General features: G+C 74.1%; 18 protein-coding genes. 7 read left to right on the forward strand and 11 right to left on the reverse strand.

Going from position 1 to position 20,031, the window contains the following annotated elements; translation table 11 throughout:
• Window positions 1–164: 164 nt before the first annotated feature.
• On the forward strand, window positions 165–1,757 hold the full coding sequence (locus tag ACIGNX_RS04105; RefSeq protein WP_396536102.1) for an ABC transporter ATP-binding protein: 1,593 nt from the start codon (window positions 165–167) through the stop codon (window positions 1,755–1,757).
• Entirely contained in the window at window positions 1,757–3,475 is a 1,719-nt protein-coding gene (locus ACIGNX_RS04110; protein ID WP_396536104.1) for an ABC transporter ATP-binding protein, read from the forward strand. The genes ACIGNX_RS04105 and ACIGNX_RS04110 overlap by 1 nt, the downstream gene beginning before the upstream one ends.
• Window positions 3,476–3,619: 144 nt before the next feature.
• Here the strand turns inward: ACIGNX_RS04110 and ACIGNX_RS04115 are convergent, their stop codons facing one another.
• Window positions 3,620–4,123: a DUF3145 domain-containing protein gene (locus tag ACIGNX_RS04115; protein ID WP_396536106.1), complete on the reverse strand. Its 504-nt coding sequence runs from the start codon at window positions 4,121–4,123 to the stop codon at window positions 3,620–3,622.
• 433 nt (window positions 4,124–4,556) lie between these two features.
• On the opposite strand from ACIGNX_RS04115, the gene ACIGNX_RS04120 reads away from it, so the two are divergent.
• Window positions 4,557–5,801 (forward strand): hypothetical protein, encoded by a 1,245-nt coding sequence (locus tag ACIGNX_RS04120; RefSeq protein WP_396536108.1) that lies wholly within the window; start codon window positions 4,557–4,559, stop codon window positions 5,799–5,801.
• A 33-nt stretch (window positions 5,802–5,834) separates the two neighbouring features.
• On the opposite strand, the gene ACIGNX_RS04125 is transcribed toward ACIGNX_RS04120, so the two are convergent.
• The 4 genes from ACIGNX_RS04125 to ACIGNX_RS04140 all read right to left on the reverse strand — a co-directional run bounded on the left by ACIGNX_RS04125 (window position 5,835) and on the right by ACIGNX_RS04140 (window position 9,219).
• Complete coding sequence (locus tag ACIGNX_RS04125; RefSeq protein ID WP_396536110.1) at window positions 5,835–6,206, reverse strand: hypothetical protein; 372 nt, start codon at window positions 6,204–6,206, stop codon at window positions 5,835–5,837.
• Window positions 6,207–6,322: 116 nt separating this feature from the next.
• A complete protein-coding gene (locus tag ACIGNX_RS04130; RefSeq protein WP_396536980.1) occupies window positions 6,323–7,684 on the reverse strand; it encodes a dihydrolipoyl dehydrogenase family protein in 1,362 nt (453 codons plus the stop codon).
• A 54-nt stretch (window positions 7,685–7,738) separates the two neighbouring features.
• A complete protein-coding gene (locus ACIGNX_RS04135) occupies window positions 7,739–8,305 on the reverse strand; it encodes a TetR/AcrR family transcriptional regulator (RefSeq protein ID WP_396536112.1) in 567 nt (188 codons plus the stop codon).
• Window positions 8,306–8,529: 224 nt separating this feature from the next.
• Window positions 8,530–9,219, reverse strand: a complete 690-nt coding sequence (locus ACIGNX_RS04140) for a hypothetical protein (protein WP_396536114.1) — start codon at window positions 9,217–9,219, stop codon at window positions 8,530–8,532.
• 210 nt (window positions 9,220–9,429) lie between these two features.
• Here ACIGNX_RS04140 and ACIGNX_RS04145 point away from each other — a divergent pair, with 210 nt between their 5' ends.
• Both ACIGNX_RS04145 and ACIGNX_RS04150 read left to right on the forward strand, forming a co-directional pair.
• Entirely contained in the window at window positions 9,430–10,269 is an 840-nt protein-coding gene (locus ACIGNX_RS04145; RefSeq protein WP_396536116.1) for an SGNH/GDSL hydrolase family protein, read from the forward strand.
• 234 nt (window positions 10,270–10,503) lie between these two features.
• Window positions 10,504–12,756 carry a HelD family protein gene (locus tag ACIGNX_RS04150; RefSeq protein ID WP_396536118.1) on the forward strand — a complete coding sequence of 751 codons (2,253 nt, stop codon included), beginning with the start codon at window positions 10,504–10,506 and terminating at the stop codon, window positions 12,754–12,756.
• On the opposite strand, the gene ACIGNX_RS04155 is transcribed toward ACIGNX_RS04150, so the two are convergent.
• From ACIGNX_RS04155 to ACIGNX_RS04165, 3 genes are read right to left on the reverse strand one after another with little or no spacing between them, the layout of a single operon-like run.
• Window positions 12,746–13,078, reverse strand: coding sequence for a fluoride efflux transporter FluC (locus tag ACIGNX_RS04155; protein WP_396536120.1), 333 nt, complete (start codon window positions 13,076–13,078; stop codon window positions 12,746–12,748). The genes ACIGNX_RS04150 and ACIGNX_RS04155 overlap by 11 nt on opposite strands.
• Complete coding sequence (locus ACIGNX_RS04160) at window positions 13,075–13,428, reverse strand: fluoride efflux transporter FluC (RefSeq protein WP_396536122.1); 354 nt, start codon at window positions 13,426–13,428, stop codon at window positions 13,075–13,077. Before ACIGNX_RS04160 ends, ACIGNX_RS04155 begins: the two co-directional genes overlap by 4 nt.
• On the reverse strand, window positions 13,418–13,855 hold the full coding sequence (locus ACIGNX_RS04165; RefSeq protein WP_396536124.1) for a MarR family winged helix-turn-helix transcriptional regulator: 438 nt from the start codon (window positions 13,853–13,855) through the stop codon (window positions 13,418–13,420). Before ACIGNX_RS04165 ends, ACIGNX_RS04160 begins: the two co-directional genes overlap by 11 nt.
• Before the next feature lie 511 nt (window positions 13,856–14,366).
• Here ACIGNX_RS04165 and ACIGNX_RS04170 point away from each other — a divergent pair.
• Entirely contained in the window at window positions 14,367–15,173 is an 807-nt protein-coding gene (locus ACIGNX_RS04170; RefSeq protein WP_396536126.1) for an SAM-dependent methyltransferase, read from the forward strand.
• Between the two features lie 6 nt (window positions 15,174–15,179).
• Entirely contained in the window at window positions 15,180–17,225 is a 2,046-nt protein-coding gene (locus ACIGNX_RS04175; protein ID WP_396536128.1) for a putative bifunctional diguanylate cyclase/phosphodiesterase, read from the forward strand.
• On the opposite strand, the gene ACIGNX_RS04180 is transcribed toward ACIGNX_RS04175, so the two are convergent.
• Genes ACIGNX_RS04180 through ACIGNX_RS04190 form a run of 3 tightly spaced genes read right to left on the reverse strand, consistent with a single transcriptional unit; the run spans window position 17,222 to window position 19,997 of the window.
• Complete coding sequence (locus ACIGNX_RS04180) at window positions 17,222–18,592, reverse strand: NAD(P)(+) transhydrogenase (Re/Si-specific) subunit beta (protein WP_396536130.1); 1,371 nt, start codon at window positions 18,590–18,592, stop codon at window positions 17,222–17,224. The genes ACIGNX_RS04175 and ACIGNX_RS04180 overlap by 4 nt on opposite strands.
• Window positions 18,589–18,903 carry an NAD(P) transhydrogenase subunit alpha gene (locus ACIGNX_RS04185; RefSeq protein WP_396536132.1) on the reverse strand — a complete coding sequence of 105 codons (315 nt, stop codon included), beginning with the start codon at window positions 18,901–18,903 and terminating at the stop codon, window positions 18,589–18,591. Before ACIGNX_RS04185 ends, ACIGNX_RS04180 begins: the two co-directional genes overlap by 4 nt.
• Complete coding sequence (locus ACIGNX_RS04190) at window positions 18,900–19,997, reverse strand: Re/Si-specific NAD(P)(+) transhydrogenase subunit alpha (protein WP_396536134.1); 1,098 nt, start codon at window positions 19,995–19,997, stop codon at window positions 18,900–18,902. Before ACIGNX_RS04190 ends, ACIGNX_RS04185 begins: the two co-directional genes overlap by 4 nt.
• Window positions 19,998–20,031: the final 34 nt, after the last annotated feature.

A 20,031-nucleotide genomic window follows, 5' to 3' on the forward strand; every position in this document is an offset into this window, starting at 1 on the left:
CCGACGGGCCCGGGGGGGGGGCCCCGCTCCTGGGGCGCCCCCCCCCGGGGGCCTGTCCCCCGGGTCCCCCGGGCCCCCCGACCGCGGGGGGGTCCGACGGCGTGCCGTCGGACCCCCGACACATGATGCGCCCACCGCGGCGACAGACCTAGGAGTCCCAGATCGTGGTGCTGTCCACCGTCATCCGGCGCGACCTCCGGTGGTTGCTGCTGGCGCTGAACGCGCTGCCCGCCACCGCCGCGGGCCTCCTGCTGCCGACGGCCCTGGCCTCGGCGATCGACATGGCGCTGGCAGGCCGGCTGGACGGCGGCACGGTGTGGTGGCTGGTGGGGCTCGCCGGCGTCGAGGTGGTCGGCGACGCGATCGGCGTCGTGCTGGCCGCGGCGATCACCGCCCGCGGCGCCGCGTGGCTGCGCCACCGGCTGACCGGGCACCTGCTGGCGCTGGGCCACCCGTCCCGGTTCGAGGCCGGTGACGCGGTGAGCAGGCTGACCGGCGACAGCGCCATCGCGGGCGGCGTCGCGGTGCTCGGCGTGAACCTCGGCATCTCGGTGCTGACCGCGGCCGGCGCGATCACCGCGCTGGCGCTGCTGGACTGGCGGCTGGCCGCGGTGTTCCTGCTGAGCGTGCCGCTGGCGGCGCTGCTGGTGCGGTCGCACCTGCGGCTGACGGCCGCGGACGTGGCCACCTACCAGGAGGTGTCGGGCGAGCTGTCCGCGCGGTTGGTGGACGCGGTGGGCGGTCTGCGCACCATCGCCGCCTCCGGCAAGGCCGACCAGGAGGCCGAGCGCGTGCTGCGCCCGCTGCCCCGGCTGACCTCCGCCGGCGTCGGCATGTGGCGCACGCAGGCCCGGATGATCTGGCGGGCCGGCCTGCTGCTGCCCGCGGTGGAGCTGGCGGTGCTGGTCGCGGCCGGGTTCGGCGTGGTCGCGGGCCGGTTGAGCGTCGGCGACGTGCTGGCCGCCCTCGGCTACGTGGCCCTGGGCATGACGGTGGTCGGGCAGACCACCCTGTTGACCGCCCTGCAACGCGCACGGGCCTCCGCCAAGCGGATCGAGGAGGTCCTGGAGACCCCGGTCCCCGAAGCGCACCGGCCCGGGCCCGCCGAACCCGGCGAGGTCGTCCTCACCTCCGTGACCGTGCCCGGCGCGCTGCACGACGTGGACCTCACCGTGCCGCCGGGGGCGTTCGTCGCCGTCGTCGGCCGGTCGGGTTCGGGCAAGTCCGCCCTGGCCTCGGTGATCGGCGGGCTGTCCCGACCGGCCTCGGGCGAGGTGCGCCGCGGCGGTTCCGTCGGCTACGCGTTCGAACGACCGGCGCTGGTGGGCGCGACCGTCGCCGACGCCGTCCGCTACGGCACGGACCTCGGCCGGTCCGACGTGGAGGCGGCGTGCCGGGCCGCCCAGGTGCACGACGTGGTGGTGCGCCTGCCGCGGGGCTACGACACCCCGATGTCCACCGCGCCGATGTCCGGCGGCGAAGCGCAACGCCTGGGCCTGGCCCGCGCGTTCGTCCGCGACCCGGCCGTCCTGGTGCTGGACGACGCCACCGCGAGCCTCGACGTGGTCACCGAGTCCACTGTGGAGCGCGCGGTCGAGTCGGCGCTGCCCGGTCGGACGCGGGTGGTCGTCACGCACCGCGCCGCGACCGCCCGGCGGGCCGACGTCGTGGTGTGGCTGGACGGGGGCCGGGTCCGCGCCGTGGGACCGCACTCCGAGCTGTGGGACGACGACGAGTACCGGGCGGTGTTCGGCTGATGGGGTACCTGCGGGCGTTGCGCGACCAGCGGCGGGGCATCGCGGTGCTGCTGGGGTGGTCGGTGCTGGAGGGCGTGCCCGCACTGCTGTCGGGCCGCCTGGTGGGCCTGGCCGTCGACCGCGGTTTCGCCGCCGGGAAGCCGTGGACCGGCGTCCTGTGGCTCCTGGTGTTCGCCGCCGTCGCGGTCCTGGGGGGCTTCGGGCTGCGCCAGGTCTTCACGCGCCTGGGCGCGGTCGTCGAGCCGTTGCGCGACGCCCTGGTCCGCCAGGTCGTGCGCGGCGTCCTGCACGCGGGCTCCCGCACCCGGCAACCGGACGCCAGCGCCGTCGCCCGGATCACCAGGCACGTCGAGGTGGTCCGCGACGCCACCGCCGGCGTCCTGGTCCAGGCCAGGGCCCTGCTGGTCACCACCGGCGCCGCCCTCGTCGGCCTGGCCGCGACGGTCTCCTCGCTGGCCTGGCTGGTGGTCCTCCCGGTCGTCGCGGCACTGGTCCTGTTCGGCCTCCTGCTCCCCTCCCTGGCCCGCGGCCAGCGCCGCCTCGTGCTGGCCGACGAGGAGGCCGCCTCGGTGGCCGGCACCGTGTTCCTCGGCGTCCGCGACGTGCGGGCGGTGGACGGCGCGGACCACGCCCTGCACGACGTCATGGCCGCCGTGGACCACCAGGCCGCCGCGACCGTGCGGATGGCCTTCGCCACCGCCCTGCGGGGCGTGGTGATCGCCCTCGGCGGCTTCGCCCCGCTGCTCCTGCTGCTGGTGGTGGCGCCGGGCATGGTGCGCTCGGGCACCCTGACCGCCGGCGAGGTGCTGGGCGCGGTGGTCTACCTGAGCACCAGCGTGCAGCCCGCCCTGCGCCGCCTGGCGGACACGACCAGCACCGTCGTCCTGCGCCTGGTGGTCGCCCTGCGCCGGCTGTCCGAGGCCGCCCCGCCGATCGCCGAACCCACCGGCGACGCCGTGCCGACCGGCGCCGAGGTGGAACTGCGCCGGGTGACGTTCGGCTGGAGCCCGACCGCCGAACCGGTGGTCCGCGACCTGGACCTGACCCTGCCGGAAGGCGCGCACCTCGCCGTGGTGGGCCCGAGCGGCATCGGCAAGTCCACCCTGGCCGGCCTCCTTACGGGCCTGGTGGAGCCGCAGGCCGGCACGGTGGCGTTCGGCGGCGTCCCGGTCCGCGCGGTGGCCCCCTCCGAACGGCACCGCCGGATCGCCCTGGTCCCCCAGGAGACCTACCTGTTCACCGGCACGGTCCGCGAGAACCTGGCCCTCCTCGCCCCCGACGCCACCGACGCGGACCTGCTCGGAGCCGCCGCCGCCGTGGGCGCGTCCGACCTGATCGCCAAGCTGGGCGGCCTCTCCGCCCCGCTGGGCCACAACGGCGGTGGCCTGTCGAGCGGCGAAGCCCAACTGCTGGCCGCCACCCGCGTCCACGCCTCACCGGCCGACGTCGTGATCCTGGACGAAGCCACCTCCGCCCTCGACCCCCGGGCCGAGGCCCGGGTCGAACGGGCCTTCGCCACCCGCCCGGGCACCCTGGTCGTCATCGCGCACCGGCTCTCGTCCGCCCTGCGCGCCGACCAGGTCCTCCTGATGGACGGCGGCCCCCCGCTGCTGGGCAACCACCACGACCTCCTGGCCACCTCACCGCTCTACCAGGACCTGATGGCCGCCTGGCAGCAAGCCCCGAGCACGACGACCCGGCGACAGCTCACCGCCTGACCCACCCCGGCCACACCGGACCCGCGGCCAGCCGGCCGAGGCCGGAGGTGACGTGGGTCCGGCCTGCCCAAGGCACCCGAAGCCAGGCCACCTCGAACCGGACCCGATCCACCGAGCCGCCCGGTCCAACCGGCACCCGGGACCTCACCCCACCCTGTGCAACCACGTCACCGGCGCACCATCACCAGCCCGCCGGAACGGCTCCAGGGCGTCGTCCCACGCCGCACCCAGGATCTCGTCGACCCCGTGCGCGAACGACTCACCGCCCCGGCTGCGCGCGGCCAGCGCCCGGAGCTGGTCCTCGGGAACGACTATGTCTCCGTTGGCGCTCGTCCGCGCGTGCCACAACCCCAGCACGGGCGCGAAGCAGTACCGCGCACCGTCCACGCCAGGGCTCGGGTCCTCCGTCACCTCGAACCTGAGCATCGGCCACGCCCTGAGCGCGGACACGAGTCTGGCGCCGGTGCCGGCGTCGCCGGTCCAGTTGCACTCGGCGCGCAACTGACCTGGTGCCGCGGGTTGCGCCACCCACTTCAGGTCCGCTCGCTCACCGAGGGTGCCCGAGATCGCCCACTCGACGTGCGGACAGACCGCAGACGGCGACGAGTGGACGTAGACCACGCCACTGCTGCTGCCACGGGTGCTCACAGCTGACCTCCGCTACTCGACGAGGGACGTCTTCCCCTACGACCTGTCGATATCACGGACGATCTTGTGAATTCCCGCCTTGGTCATTCTGCCCGCTGCGGCAGCGGTCCGCCATAAGAACCAGCCCGATCCTCACCCGCCCGGGTCGGATACAGGACTTTCGACCCCAAATCGAGGGGGGCGCCCGCGCCCGGGGTCACCTTGCGCGATCACGAGAGCGCCGAGGGCGATCACCCGGCGCGGCGAACCACCCGCGCCCCCGCGCCCGGTGATCGCGGTCACCCCGCACCGCGCCCCGGCGGGCGGGCGTCGGCCCGACCCGGCACGGCGCTACCGTGTCCGACCGTGTGGCAACGTCCGACCGTGTGGCAACCCCGATCGTGTGGCGCCCCCGCCCGCGTGGTGATCCCGACCGGCACGGCGTGGTGATCCCGTGCGGCTGATCCGACTCGGCACCGAGCCCTCCGCGGTGGGCGCGGACGTGCGCGCCGCGCTGAGCACGTGGGGCGTCGGCGACGCGGTGCTCGGCGGTGTCGCCCTGCTCGGGGTCCGGCCGCCGGACAGCCCGCGCGAGCTGGACGCGGTGGTCGTGCTGCCCCGCGGCGTGCTGGTGGTCGTCGGCGTCGACCTGCCGGACCCGGCCATGCGGCTGGAGGCCCCGCTGAACGGGCAGTGGAAGATCGACGGCTGGCCGCTGAGCCGCCCGGACGGCGCGACGAGCCCGGCCGCCGAGGCGCTGGAGGCCACCGCCGCCGTCGCCCGCCGCATCCAGGACATGCGGGGCGAGCCGCTGCCGGTGACCACCGTCGTGGCCGTGGGCCCGTACGTGGGCCAGGTCGTGCAGCCGACCGTGGACCTCAACCGGGGCGTCCGCGTCCTGCACCCGAAGCCGACGACGCTGCTGGCCGCCGCGCGGGAGCTGGCCACCAGCGACCGGCGGTGCTCCGCCGACCACGCGGCCAAGCTGGTCGCCGTGCTCGCGCCGACCGGGGTGCCGCCCACCCGCCGGCACCTGGTCGCCGAGGGCTTCTCCGACGCCGAGGCCGACCTCGCGTCGGCGCACACGGTGCTGCTGCCGAAGGTCGCGCCGGTCCCGACCCGCCGCAAGGTGCTCCCGTACGTGGGCGGCGCGGTGGTGGCCGTGCTGCTCGTGGTGCTGCTGGTCGTCTCGCTGTCGTCGGGCGAGTCCGCGGACAGCTCCGCCTCCGCCCCGCCGACCCCGCCGCCGACCACAGTCGTCGTGGACGGCCGCAGCTTCGCGCCCCGCGGCGCGGACCGCACCGACGACTGCGCCGGGCACGCGTTCGGCGACGTGCGGGCGTGGTTGTCCGAGCACGTGTGCATGCAGCTGCGACGCGCCCAGTTCGAGACCACTGTGGACGGGCGCGGGGCGGCGGTCGCGATCGCCGAGCTGAGCCTGCCCGACGCCACCCGCGCGGCCGAGCTGCACGGGATCGCCTCGGTGGTGGGCTCGGGGGGCGTCACCGCGCTGGTCGGTGAGGGACGCGCCTGGCAGGGCGGTCCGGCGTCGTTCGACCGGTCGGCGATCCGCGTGACGACGAAGGGCGCCCAGGTCCGCATCACCCAGGTCGTGTGGTCCGAGGGCGACCAGGACCCGGCCGACCCGAGGCTCACCGCCGTGATCGAGCAGGCGCTGCGCCTCCCGGCCACCCAGTAGCCCTCGTCACGGGGCCGTGCGCGGTGCCGACCGTCACCGGCCGGTGCGCACCATGCCGACGCCGATCAGGCCGAACGCCACGTGCAGCACGATCGCCAGGCCGGCCACCGCGCACAGCGTCTCGGTGCCCGGCTTGCCGGTGATCGTCCCGAACGAGAACAGCCACCCGCCGACGGCGACCGCGAACCCGCTGAACAGCACCGGCTTCGGCACGTGCGCCAGGCACAGCAGCGCGTTGGACCGCGCCCGGAGCAACGTGTGCAGCACGACCGGCGCGATCAGGAAGCCGGGCAGGTACACCGCGACCGGCGGCCAGGACGGGCAACCGGGCAGGAACGTGGACGCGATGACGAAGGCGCACCACAGCACCGCGCAGATCGCGAGAGCCACGGTTCCCCTGGTCACAGCGGCAGTCTAGTGAGCTGAAGCCGCATTTTGAGGTTAAGAGTCCCTCTGGCCCACGATCGGTGCGGCACTCGGCCCAGACTGTGCACGATGTGCTGAAGCCCGGGCACGCAGCGCTACAGACCATAGGCCTCGAGGAGCCTCAACCACACCTCACTGATGGTGGGGTACGCCGGAACGGCGTGCCACAACCGGTCCACGGTGACCTCGCCGACGATCGCGATCGTGGCCGCGTGGATCAGCTCGGCCACGTCCGGGCCGGCGAACGTGACGCCGACGAGCGTGCGCCTGCCCTCGTCCACGACCATCCGCGCCTTGCCCCGGTAGCCGTCGGCGTGCAGCGACGACCCGGCCACCGCGATGTCGAGGTCGATCACCCGGATGTCCAGGCCCTCCTCGCGCGCCTGCGCCTCCGTCCGGCCCACCGACGCCACCTCGGGGTCGGTGAACACCACCTGCGGCACGGCGGTGTGGTCGGCCGTCGCCACCGGCGCGGTCCACGGCTCCGGGTTCGTGGCGCCGGTGACGATCGCCGTGCCGACCGCCCGCGCGGCGTACTTGCCCTGGTGGGTGAGCAACGCGCGGCCGGTCACGTCGCCCGCCGCGTACAGCCAGTCCACTCCGGACACCCGGCCGGTGTCGTCCACCGGCAGCGCCTCGCCCGCCGTGAAGCCGAACGGCTCCACCCCGAGGTCGAACGTGGCCGGTTGCCGGCCGGTGGCGATCAGCAGGTGCGCGCCGGTGACCGCGGAGCCGTCCGACAGCCGCAACGACACCTCGCCGTCCGAAGTGGACACGCCGGTCGCCTTCGCGCCCGTGACGATCCGGACGCCGTCCTCGCGCAGCCCGTCGGCGACCAGGTCGCCCGCGAACCGCTCGAACTTCGGCAGCGGCCGCGGGCCGGACACCACCAGCGTGACGCGCGAGCCGAGCCGGGCCCACGCCTGCGCCATCTCGACGCCGACCACGCCGCCGCCGAGCACCACCAGCGACTCCGGGACCTCCTGGGCGGAGGTCGCCTCGCGGGAGGTCCAGTACGGCACGTCCGACAGCCCGGTCAGCGACGGCACGCGCGGCACGCTGCCCGTGCAGACCACGACCGCCCTGGAGGCGGTCAGCACGCGGCCGTCCACGTCGACCCGGCGCTCGCCGACGAGCCGACCGCGTCCCCGCACGACGGTCAGCCCGGCGCCCTCGGCCCACTCGACCTGGCCCGAGTCGTCCCAGTCGGAGGTGAAGGAGTTGCGGCGCTTCAACACCTCCGCCGGGTCGAGCCGCTCCCCGACCGGCACGCCCGGCACCCGGCGGGCGGCGGCGAGCGCGTGGCCGGGGCGCAGCAGCGCCTTGCTCGGCATGCAGGCCCAGTACGAGCACTCACCGCCGACGCGTTCGGCTTCCACCAACGCGGTCCGCAGGCCACCGGCGGCGGTGCGGGCGGCGGCGTTCTCGCCCACCGGGCCGCCGCCGATCACGATCACGTCGAAGTCGTCGCTCACCGGTCCACCCCACACCACCCGGACCGGTGCGGCAAGTCACGAGGGGTCGAACACACCTGCCAGCATCTTCACCATCACGCTGTCGGCGGTGCGCAGCACCACCGGCCGCTCGTCGGGGTCGACGCGCTCGGCCAGCTTGAACATCGCGTCGGCCGTCTGGGCGGCCATCCGGAAGGTCAGCGTGACCGGCGCGTCGCCGCGGACCGCGAAGCGGCCGAGGAACAGGTCGCGCAGCCGTTCGGCCATCAGCTCGTACTGGTCGACGGAGGAGTCCAGGCGGTGGCCGTCGAGCAGGTCGCTGAACCGCACCCGCCCGAAACCGGGGATCTCGACCAGCATCCGCAGGTAGACGCCGACGACCTGGCGCACGGCCTCGCGCCAGTCCTCGGCGATCCGACCCTCCGTGAACAGCGTTTCGACCCGGCCCAGGTACTCCTCCATACCGCGCAGCGCCAACGCGTGCACAACGGAGCGCTTGTCCGGGAAGTATTGGTAGAACGATCCAATTGGCACACCGGCTAGCTCGACGATCCGGGCGGTGGTGATGTCGTCGTAGTCGTAGTCGTTGAGCAGCGTCGCACAGGCATCGACAATCGCGGACACCGTCGCGGCGCCCCGCTGCTGAACGGGCTGACGACGCATCACCTTGGCTAAGCGGTTTTCGGCGGGATTTTCTGGCACTCGCACATCTTGATGGATACGGACCGGTAAGCCCAAACAGGCGATTCCGGAATGTGATGTGAGGTTCACTCGGCTTCAGTCGGTTGATTGTTGGGGCGCAAAACTATTTGCATACCCTCACTCGATCGCGAAATCCGAGCGTTCGCTCAGCGCGCTCCGCGCTGGGCGGGGAGCTGTCCGGGCAGTTCACCTGGCGTTTCGGACCTCCGCAGGCCCGACGGCGGCCGTTCGGCGGAGGACGGGCCGACGATCGGCGCCCCCGGTCGGCGGCGCGGCGGGCGAGTCACGTAGGGGCCGACCAGCCGGACCAGCACGAGGCCGGGTGCCACCAGCGGCACGACCGCCGACAGCGCCACCGCCGTCGCGCCCGCGCGGGCCACGTCGCGGGGGATGACGGCGACCCGGTCGACCACGAACGCCCGCCGCCCGGTGAGCGACACCAGGCCCATCACCGCGAGGAACACCGCCAGCGCCACCAGCGCCCACCGCACCGCCACGTAGCCGACGTCCTCCGCCGCCGCCATCACCGCGAGCCAGCCGACCAGCGCCGACGACTGCCGGTGCGGGCTGGTCATCGCCCACAGCAGCCCGCCCGCCACGGCCAGGAAGCCGGTGCGGCCGTCGAACCAGGCGCGCGTCGCGTCCAGCCACCCCGTCGGCAGCCCGGCCCACCGCACCGGCAGCACCTCCAGCGGGCTCGGCGCGCCGCCGAGGGCCTGACCCGCCACCCACGCCAGGGACCACGCCGACACGACCACCGCGAACGCGAGCTGCCACCTCGACCGGTCGACGGCGGTCCGGCACAGCCTCGCCAGCTCCTGGCGCTTCTCCTTCACCCGTCCCAGCCTGCCGGAGCGGTCGGCGCCCGTGATCCCCCTTCACCCGCGTGCCTTCGCACAGCCGCTCATCGGGTGGCGGGCCCTCACCGGGCGTGCCGATCGCGCCGCCGACCCGCTCGGGTGATCTGCGGCCGCTCACCGGCTCACCCGCGCGGCGCAGGCCACATCATGTCCAGCGGACATCCCGATCACGAAGAGGAGGCGCTCGTGCGCAGGCTGCTACCGGTGCTGTTGGCCACGCTGGCGATCACCTGGACCACCGGTGCGGCGACCGCCGACCCCGGCGTCGAGTACGTGGCGCTGGGCGACTCGGCCGCCGCGGGACCGCTCATCCCCCAGCAGGACCCGGCGGCCCCGGAGTGCCTGCGCTCGACGCGCAACTGGCCGAACGCGCTGGCCGAGCGGATCGGCGCGCGGCTGACCGACGTGACGTGCTCCGGCGCGGTCACCGACGACCTGGCCGGTGAGCAGTCCGGAGTCCTGGGCGCGCAGCCGCCGCAGGCGAACGCGCTGAGCGCGACGACCGACCTGGTGACGGTGACCATCGGCGGCAACGACGTGCGCCTGGTCGACGCGGCGGTGAGCTGCGTGAACCTGCTGCCCGAGCCGGTGGGCCGGTCATGCCGCGCCGCGTTCACCGAGGGCGGTCGGGACCGGCTGGCCGAGGCGATCGACGCCTACGCCGCCGAGTTCGCCGCCGCCCTCGACCTGATCGCGCGGCGCGCGCCGGGTGCCCGCGTCGTGGTCGTCGGCTACGGCACCTACATCCGGCCCGGCGGTTGCCACCCCGACCAGCCGATCTGGGCCCGGGACGCGGACTACCTCCAGGGCAGCGTCCACCGGCTGAACGGGGTGCTCGCCCGCGAGTCGGCCGCGCGCGGCGCGTCGTTCGTCGACATCGAGCAGCCGACCGCAGGCCACGACTCGTGCGCGCCGTCGCGGGAGCGGTGGTTCGAGGGCGTGGTGGCGAACGGGACGGCCGCGCCGCTGCACCCGAACGCGGACGGCATGGCCGCGATCGGCCGGATCGTCGCCGAGCGGTTGTAGCCTCCAGGGGGGTCGCGGGGCAGGTCAGGCCGTCGTCGAGCACCCGCTCGGCGGCGGCCTTCTTACATCACGGGGTCGACCGGCCGGCCGGGGTTTGTTCACGCACGAGCGCCGAGACCGTGTAGTAGATTAGACGTTCTGCACGGGACGGGCGCACGACGGCAAGCCCGCAGGAAACTGTCAGCCGCAATGCGACACAGGCTGATAAACCACGCTATCCAGAAATGAGGCACGTTGTCAAGCCCCTCCGATGACCTCCGGCTCGCGGAAACCGAGTCGGAGCAGGAATACGTGTCGATGCTGTACGGCAGGCTGGACGACCTCCGCGAACAGAGCTCGAAGCGCCTGGCCGGGGCGCTGCGGCAAACCGGCGGGACGCACCAGATGCGCTCCGAGCGGGACACCTCGGTGGCCATGTACTCCGACCAGTTGGCGCAGTACAGCGCGGTGGAGAACGGGTTGTGCTTCGGCCGGCTCGACTTCGACACCGACGACCGCTTCTACATCGGCCGGATCGGCTTGTTCGACGAGGACAAGGAGTACGAGCCGCTGCTGATGGACTGGCGCGCGCCCGCCGCCCGCCCGTTCTACCTCGCCACCGCGGCCGCGCCGGACGGCGTGCGCCGGCGCAGGCACCTGCGGACCAAGCAGCGCAAGGTCGTCGGCTTCGACGACGAGGTGCTGGACATCAACTCGGTCGACCCGACCCGCCCGTCCGAGGGCCTGACCGGCGAGGCGACCCTGCTGGCCGCCGTGAACGCGAGCCGCACGGGCCAGATGGGCGACATCGTCGCGACCATCCAGGCCGAGCAGGACAGGATCATCCGCACCGAGCTGAACGGCGTGGTCGTCGTGCAGGGCGGTCCGGGCACCGGCAAGACGGCGGTGGCGCTGCACCGCGCCGCCTACCTGCTCTACACGCACCGGCGGCAGCTCGCCAAGCGCGGGGTGCTGGTCGTCGGTCCGAACGCGACGTTCCTGCGCTACATCGGCCAGGTGCTGCCGTCGCTGGGCGAGACGGGCGTGCTGCTGTCGACCGTGGGCGAGCTGTTCCCCGGCCTCACCGCGGTCGGCCGCGAGCCCGCCGAGGTGGCCGCGCTCAAGGGCCGCATCGGGATGGCGGACGTGGTGGCGCACGCGATCCGGGACCGGCAGGAGGCGCCGAGCCAGGTCGAGGTGCCGTTCGACCAGGACGTGCTGAGGCTGGACCGGCGGGCGATCAGCGACGCCCGCGGCCGGGCCCGGCGCACCAGGCGACCGCACAACGAGGCCCGGCGCACGTTCCAGCGGGAGATCGTCTCGACGCTGGCGGCGCAGGCGGTGTCCCGGCTGGGCAGGCACCTGCTCGACCAGGCCGACGTCGACGACATCCGGCGCGAGCTGCGCGAGGACCCGGCGGTGCAGGCCGTGGTCGAGCGGCTGTGGCCGACGCTGTCGCCGCAGCGGCTGCTGGAGGACCTGTTCGCCTCGCCGAAGCTGATCGCGAAGGCCGCGCCGAAGCTGTCGCCCGCCGAGCGGGAGCTGCTGGTCCGCCCCCGCGGTTCCGAGTGGACCCCCGCCGACGTGCCGCTGCTGGACGAGGCCGCCGAGCTGCTCGGCGAGGACGACACGGAGGCCAAGGCGCGGGCCGAGCGGCAGCGGCGGCAGGCGATCGACTACGCGCAGGGCGTGCTGGACATCCTCGACCTGGAGGACGACGCCGACCCGGACATCCTGATGGCGACCGACCTGGTCGACGCCCACCGGCTGGCCGAGCGGCACGGCGTCGAGCGCTACGAGACGGCGGCCGAGCGCGCCGCGGCGGATCGCACGTGGACGTTCGGGCACGTCATCGTGGACGAGGCGCAGGAGCTGTCGCCGATGGCGTGGCGGACGCTGATGCGCCGGTGCCCGTCCAAGTCGATGACCGTGGTCGGCGACATCGCGCAGACCGGCGACATCGCCGGCGCCTCGTCCTGGCACGAGGTGCTGTCGCCGTACGTGATGGACCGCTGGAAGCTGACCGAGCTGACGGTGAACTACCGGACGCCGTCGGAGATCATGGCCGTGGCGGCGGACGTGCTGCGGTCGGTCGACCCGGACCTCGTGCCGCCGACGTCGGTGCGCGACAGCGGGTTCGAGCCGTGGAGCCTGCGGGTGGACTCCCTGGCCGAGGCGCTGCCGTCCGCGGTGGACAAGGAGGTCGCCGCGATCGGGGACGGCAAGCTGGCGGTGATCGTGCCGGCCGCGTCGGTGGCCTCGCTGCGCGCCACCGTGCCCGGCGCCTCGGACGACCTCGACGCGCAGGTGGTCGTGCTCGGCGTGACCGACGCCAAGGGCCTGGAGTTCGACTCGGTGCTGGTGGTGGAGCCGGCGGGCATCCTGGCGGAGTCCCCGCGGGGCGCGAGCGACCTGTACGTCGCGCTGACCCGCGCCACGCAGCGCCTCGGCGTCGTGCACACCGGTGACCTGCCGGAGGTGCTGGGCCGGCTGGCGGCTACCGGCTGATCGCGCAGCCGAGGGCGGCGGCGGCCAGGCCACCGCAGAGGTTCGCGGCGACGTTCGCGAACGCCCGCAGGTGCCTACCGCCCTCGGCCAGCCGGACCGTCTCGTGGCTGAACGTGCTGTAGGTTGTGAGGCCGCCGCACAGGCCGCTGCCCACCAGCGCGACCAGGTGCGGCGACGCGCCGACCACGCAGCCGAGCACGAACGAGCCGACGACGTTCACCACGAGGGTGGCCAGGGGGAACTCCCGCCGGAGCAGCAGGCCGGTCGCGTACCGCAGCGACGCGCCCGCCGCCGCGCCGACGAAGACCAGCAGCACCGTCACGGCGACACCCTCCGCGTCACGGCCATCGCGGCGAAGGTCGCGCCCAGCGCCAGGAGCAGCGTGGCGACCAGGTACGCGACGGCGGCGAGGCCGCCCAGCCGCACCGCGTCGACCGCGTAGCCCGAGAACGTGGTGTAGCCGCCGAGCACGCCGACGCCGAGGAACGGCCGGGCCAGCGGGTGCAGGCGGGGCGCGAGGACCATCAGCACGCCGATCAGCGCGCAGCCCGACACGTTGACCAGCAGGGTCCCCCACGGGCCGGGGACCAGCGAGGACAGGCCGAACCGGGCCAGGCCGCCCAGGCCACCGCCCAGGGCGACGGCCGCGACCGCCCGCGGCTCAGTGCGCACGCAGGTGGTCGACCAGGTGGTCCAGGGCCGCGAGGGCGCGGACCACGTCGGCGCGCTCGCCGGGGTCGAGCTTGTCCAGCGCCGACCCGATGCGCTTCTCGTGCGCGGCCTGCCAGACGGCGAGCTGCTCGTGGCCCTGCGGGGTGACGGAGAGCCGGGCCACGCGGCGGTCGCTGGGGTCGCCGCCCCGCTCCACCAGGCCGTTCTCGATCAACTGGCCGACGAGGCCGCTCACGGTGTTCGGCGCGAGCCGCAGCTCGGCCGCGAGGTCGCCCACGCGCATCGGCGCCCGCTCGGCGAGGGTCTGGAGCAGCTCCACCTGGGCCATCGGCAGGGAGTCCCAGGGCCATTCCGACCGGATGCTCGTGCGCAGTGCCCGGCGCAGCCTCGTGACCACGTCGGTGAGCGTGCGTGCCTCGTCTGACATGCGCGAATGGTACTGGCTCGCGATAGGTCGAGGCCCGAGATGCTCTGCCGGCGACAGATCATCGGCGGCCCGCCCCGGTCGTGAGGCCCCCTCGGTCGCGCAGGGGTCGCCACCTGGGCCGGTGCGACCCGACCGACCCCCGGGGAGGTGCCCGCGGGGGCGTTGCGAGGGCCGTTCGACGCGAGCGCCGTCACACCCGCCCGCCCGCATCGCGGGACGATCCCCGAAGCATCACCCGAGTGGAGGTCACCCGCCGGCCGCCGACACCGCCCGCCAGGCGGCCGTGCCGACGCTCCCGGCACGGCACTCCGCGTGGCGCCCCCGGTACACGACCACGCCCTCAGGGGACTCAGCGTGGCATTCGGAGTACCGAGCGTCATCGCATCGCTCACCCTGTGTACGCCGATCGGGGACAAGCTCCCCCGCCCCCTGCCACCGGGCCGATGCCGATCAGTAATCTCGCCCCAGCGGGGCGAAGGCCCCCGGTTGCACGCACACGGGTGAGGAACAGGTGGCGGATCGGCTGAGTTGGGTCCCCGACGACGTCGACCCCGGGCTGCCCAGCGCGGCGCGGCTCTACGACTACCTCCTCGGCGGGGGTCACAACTTCGCCGCGGACCGGGAGCTGGCGGAGCGGTTCCTGCGCGCCCAGCCCAACGCCCGCACCATCGCCCGCCTCAACCGCGCGTTCCTGCGCCGGGCCGTGCTGCACCTGGTCGACGCGGGCGTGCGGCAGTTCCTCGACCTGGGCTCGGGCATCCCGACGGTCGGCAACGTGCACGAGGTCGCGCGCAGGGCCGCGCCCGGGTCGCGCGTGGTCTACGTCGACTACGAGGACGTCGCCGTGGCGCACAGCCGGATGCTGCTGGCCGACGACGACCGGTCGACCATCCTCCAGGAGGACCTGACCGACCCGGCCGCGGTGCTCGCGGGTGCCCGGGCGACGGGCTTGATCGACTTCGCCGAACCGGTCGGCCTGCTGGCCGTCGGCGTCTTCCACTTCGTGCCGCCCGAGGCCGACCCGCGCGCCGTGGTGGCCGCCTACCGCGACGCCGTGCCGCCGGGCAGCCACCTCGCCCTCTCCCAGTTCACCTCCGACCTGCAACCCGGGGAGATGGCCGGGGTCGTGGAGGTGATGAGGCGCAGCGCGAACCCGATGTACCCGCGCACCCACGCCGAGATCACCGCCCTGTTCGAGGGCTTCGACCTGGTCGAGCCGGGCGTGGTGCCGCTGCCGCTGTGGCGGCCCGAGCCGGGCGCCGGCGAAGAGGACGCCGACCGCGCGGGCATCTTCGCCGGGGTCGGGCGCAAGCGGTGAGCCGACGTGTCGCCGGCCGCTAGGGCGCGGCGGGAGGAGATCGCGCGCGAGTGGGCGCGCGCGGTCTACCCGACCGCGTACGTGCCGATGTCGCCGCTGGAGATCGAGCGGTACCTGCTCGGCCTCGTCGACCTGATCGCCGACGCGGTGCAGGCCGAGCCGTTCACCGCCGACCCGGTGGCCGTGGTCGGGCACCGGCTGGTCGAGGAGCGCTTCAACGGCCCGGAGACGTTGCAGCGCACGGTGGACGTGCTCGGGCACGCCCTGCTGTTCAGCCCGGAGCTGCGGGACGTGCCGCGGTTGGCGGAGAAGGTCGTCGCCATCCTCGGCAGCGTGAGCACCGGCTTCGCCACCGCGATGCGGCTGGACGCGTTCGACCAGCAGGAGCAGGTCAAGCGCGCGCTGCTGGCGGCCAAGCTGCGGGCCGAGCGCGTGCTCAAGGTCAGCGAGGCCCGGTTCCGCGAGGTGTTCGACTCCTCCGCGCTCGGCATCGCGATCACCGACCTGGGCGGCCGGTGCGTCGAGGCGAACGGCGCGCTGGCCGAGATGATCGGCCGCGACCGGGGCGAGCTGACCGGGCTGCGGCTGGTCGAGCTGTTCGACCCGACCGACGCCGAGGCGCTGGCGGTCGCGTACCGGTCGGTCGGCGAGGGCCGCGTGGCGCGGGTGCGCGAGCAGCGGCGGCTGCTGCGCGAGGACGGCGAGCCGGTGTGGGTGCACCTGGCGGTGTCCCTGCTGCGCGACGCGGACGGCGCGCCCGCCTACCACGTGACCATGGCCGAGGACGTCAGCGAGCTGCACCTGCTGCAGAAGAACCTCGACTTCCAGCTGCTGCACGACTCGCTGACCGGGCTGGCCAATCGGCAGCGCCTCGCCTCCCGGCTGGAGGCGCTGCACGGCGCCTCCCGCGCCGGGATCACCCTCTACCACCTCGGTCTCGACGCGTTCTCGCTGGTCAACAGCGGCCTGGGGCACGCCGTCGGCGACCGGTTGCTCGTCGAGGTGGGCCACCGGCTCGAAGCGCTGGTGGCCGACGAGGTCGCGCTGGTCGCCCGGATGGGCGGCGACGAGTTCGCCATCGTGGTGGACAACTCGCCGACGACGCCCGGCGTGCCCGCCATGGTCGACCGGATCAACGACGCGCTGCGGCGGCCGATGGACAACGGCGTGGCGCTGTCCGCCGGCATCGGCGTGGTCGACCGGCCGCCCGCCGGCTGGGACGTCGCCGAGGTCCTGCGCGCGGCCGAGGCCACCCTGCGGCGGGCCAAGGCGGGCGGCAAGCGGCAGTGGCAGCCCTACGACCGGCACGCCGACCGGCTGCTGCGGGAGCGGCAGGCGCGGGCGGCGCGGATGCCCGGCGCGTTGGCCGAGCACGAGCTGGAGGTCGAGTACCAGCCCGTGGTGGACCCGGTGGGCGGGCGCGTCCTCGGGCACGTGGCCCGGCTGCGCTGGGAGGAAGTCGGGCACGACGAGTGCGTGGCGCTGGCCGAGGAGACCGGGCTGTCGCTGGCGCTGGGCCAGTGGGCGCTGGCCGAGGCCGCCTCGGACGCGAGCGACCCGGACGCGTTCGGGGACCTGTACTTCGAGCTGTCGCCGATGCAGTCCCGCGACGAGGACCTGGTCCGCACGGTGAAGCGGACGCTGGACGAGACCGGCCTGCCCGCGTCCCGGCTGCGGATCTTCCTCGACACCCGGTCCACGTTGGAGGGTCTGGGCGACGACAACGCGCAGGTGTTGCGGGACAACGGGATCGCGACCGGGCTGACCCGGTTCAACGGCGGCCAGGCCGAGCTGTCGCTGCTGGACGAGCTGCCGGTGGACGAGTTGGTGCTCGACCCGTCGGTGGTGCGCCGGCTCGCCGGGCGGCCCGAGTCGTTCCTGCACGACGCCGTGGCGCGGATGGTGGCGCTGATCCGGTCCTCCGGGGTGGCGGTGCTGGTGCCCGACCTCGCGACCGGGGAGCAGGTCGCGTGGTGGGCGCGGGTCGGGGTGGACGCCGCGTTCGGCGACCACCTCGCGCCCGCCGTGCCGGGGTACGAGCTGTCCGGCTAGACCTGCTTCACCGCGGCCAGCAGCTTGGTCAGCGACTCCTTGGCGTCGCCGAACAGCATGGTGGTCTTCGGGTTGTAGAGCAGGCTGTTGTCCACGCCCGCGAAGCCGGGCCGCATCGAGCGCTTCATGAACACCACGGCCTTGGCGCGGTCCACGTCGAAGATCGGCATGCCGTAGATCGGGCTGGTCGGCTCGTCCCGCGCGCCCGGGTTCACCACGTCGTTCGCGCCGACCACCAGCACCACGTCGACGCTGCCGATGCCGGGGTTGACGTCGTCCAGCTCCTTGAGGTGCTCGTAGGGCACGTCCGCCTCGGCGAGCAGCACGTTCATGTGGCCGGGCATCCGGCCCGCGACGGGGTGGATGCCGTAGTGCACCGTGACGCCCCGGTGCTCCAGCACCTGCGCCAGCTCGCGGGCCGCGTGCTGGCCCTGCGCGACGGCCAGGCCGTAGCCGGGCACCACGAGCACGGAGTGGGCGTAGCCGAGCAGGATCGCCACGTCCTCCACCGTGCCGGCGCGCACCGTGCGGTCCTCGCCGGTGGCCGCCGCCGTCGTGGTCGCCTGGAACGCGCCGAACAGGATGTTGGTCAGCGACCGGCCCATGGCCTGGGCCATGAGCCTGGTCAGGATCGTGCCGGACGCGCCGACGAGCGTGCCCGAGACGATCAGCAGGGTGTTGGCCAGCACGTAACCGGACGCGGCGACGGCCAGGCCGGTGAACGCGTTGAGCAGCGAGATCGCGATGGGCACGTCCGCGCCGCCGACCGGCAGCACGAACAGCGCGCCCAGCGCGAGGCCCGCCACCGCCAGCAGCACCAGCAGCACGCCGTTGCCGGTCAGCACGACCGAGAGGGCGAGCAGCGCGCTCACCGCGGCCACGCCGACGGCGAGGAACTGACCGGCGGGCAGCAGCACGGGCCGGGTGGTCATGACCTCCTGGAGCTTGAGGAACGTGACCACGCTGCCGGAGAAGCTGACCGAGCCGATCAGCACGGTCAGCACGGTGGCGACCTGGAACAGCACCCCGCCGTGCGGCGAGGCGAGGAACTCCGCCAACGCCACCAGCGCCGCCGCCGCCCCGCCCACGCCGTTGAACAGCGCGACCATCTGCGGGATGGCGGTCATCTTCACCGACCGCGCGGCCGGGATGCCCACGGCCACGCCCGCGACCACGGCGAGCAGGATCGGCAGCCCGTTGTGCACCGCGCCGTGCGCGTACGCCGTGACCACGGCCAGCGCCATGCCCGCCGCGCCGAGCAGGTTGCCCGCGCGGGCGTACTTCGGCGTGCTCAGGCCCTTGAGCGCGAGCACGAAGCACAGCGCGGCGACCAGGTACGCGAGCTGGACCCAGGTGGGGCTGCTCACCGGTCCACCTCCTCGTGCCCGTCGGTCGCGCGCCTGACCGGCTTGTGGCCCTTGAACATCTCCAGCATCCGGTCGGTCACCACGAAGCCGCCCACCACGTTGACCGTGGCCAGGAAGACCGCGACGAGCCCGAGCACGAGCTCCAGCGCGTGCTCGGCCCGGCCGGTGATCAGGATCGCGCCGACCAGGATCACGCCGTGGATGGCGTTCGCGCCCGACATCAGCGGGGTGTGCAGGATCGTGGACACCTTCGACACGACCTCGAAGCCGACGAACACGGCCAGCACGAAGATCGTCAACAGGTCGATCACGGCAGCTCCCTCCTCAGCTCGCCCGCGTGCGTGAGGCAGCAGCCGGAGAGCACCTCGTCGGAGAGGTCGGGCACGACCCGGCCGTCCCGGGTCATCATCAGCAGCAGGTTGGCCACGTTGCGCGCGTAGAGCCTGCTGGCGTGCACGGGCATGCTGCTGGGCAGGTTCCGCGCGCCGTAGACGAGGACCTCGCCGACCCAGGTCTCCTCGCCGGGGCTGCTGGCGGTGACGTTGCCGCCGGACTCCGCGGCCAGGTCGACCACGACCGAGCCGGGAGCCATGGCCTTGAGCATGTCGTTGGTGACCAGCACGGGCGCCTTGCGGCCGGGCACGGCGGCGGTGGAGATCACCACGTCGGAGGCGGCGACCCGTTCCGCGATCAGCTCGCGCTGGCGTTCCAGGAAGGTCTCGGACTGCGCCTGCGCGTAGACGCCCTGCTGCGTCTCCAGGTCCAGTTCGAGGAACCGCGCGCCGAGGCTCCTGACCTCGTCCCTGGCCGCCGCGCGCACGTCGTAGGCCTCGACGACCGCGCCGAGGCGGCGGGCGGTGGCGATGGCCTGCAACCCGGCCACGCCCGCGCCGAGCACGAGCACCTTGGCGGGCGGGATCGTGCCCGCGGCGGTGGTGAACATGGGCAGGAACCGGGGCAGCCGGCCGGCCGCCTCCATCACCGCCCGGTAGCCGGCGACGAGGGCCTGCGACGACAGGGCGTCCGCGGACTGCGCCCTGGTGACGCGGGGCAGCAGGTCGAGGCTGAACGCGGTGACCTTGTTGGCCTTGAGCACCTCGATCAGCTCCGGCTCGCCGGCGGGCTGCAGGAAGCTGATGGTGATGTCACCCTCGCGCAGCGCGGCGGCCTGCTCGGGCGTCGGCGGTTGGACGGAGACGATCACGTCGGAGCGCCCGGCCGGGTGGTCGGCGACGACGTTCGCACCGGCTGCGCGGTAGGCGGCGTCGGAGGCGTGGGCGTGTCGGCCCGCTCCGGCTTGCACGTCGACCGTGAGTCCGGCACCGATCAGCGTGGTCACCGTTTCCGGTAGACCGGCTACGCGGCGCTCGGCGGGCCGCGCCTCGACGGGTATGCCCACTCTCACGGAGAGTCACCCTAGTCCGCCAAAGGTGATCTAC

It is taken from the genome of Actinosynnema sp. NPDC053489, from assembly GCF_044544865.1.
In the GTDB taxonomy this organism is placed as follows: Bacteria; Actinomycetota; Actinomycetes; order Mycobacteriales; family Pseudonocardiaceae; genus Actinosynnema.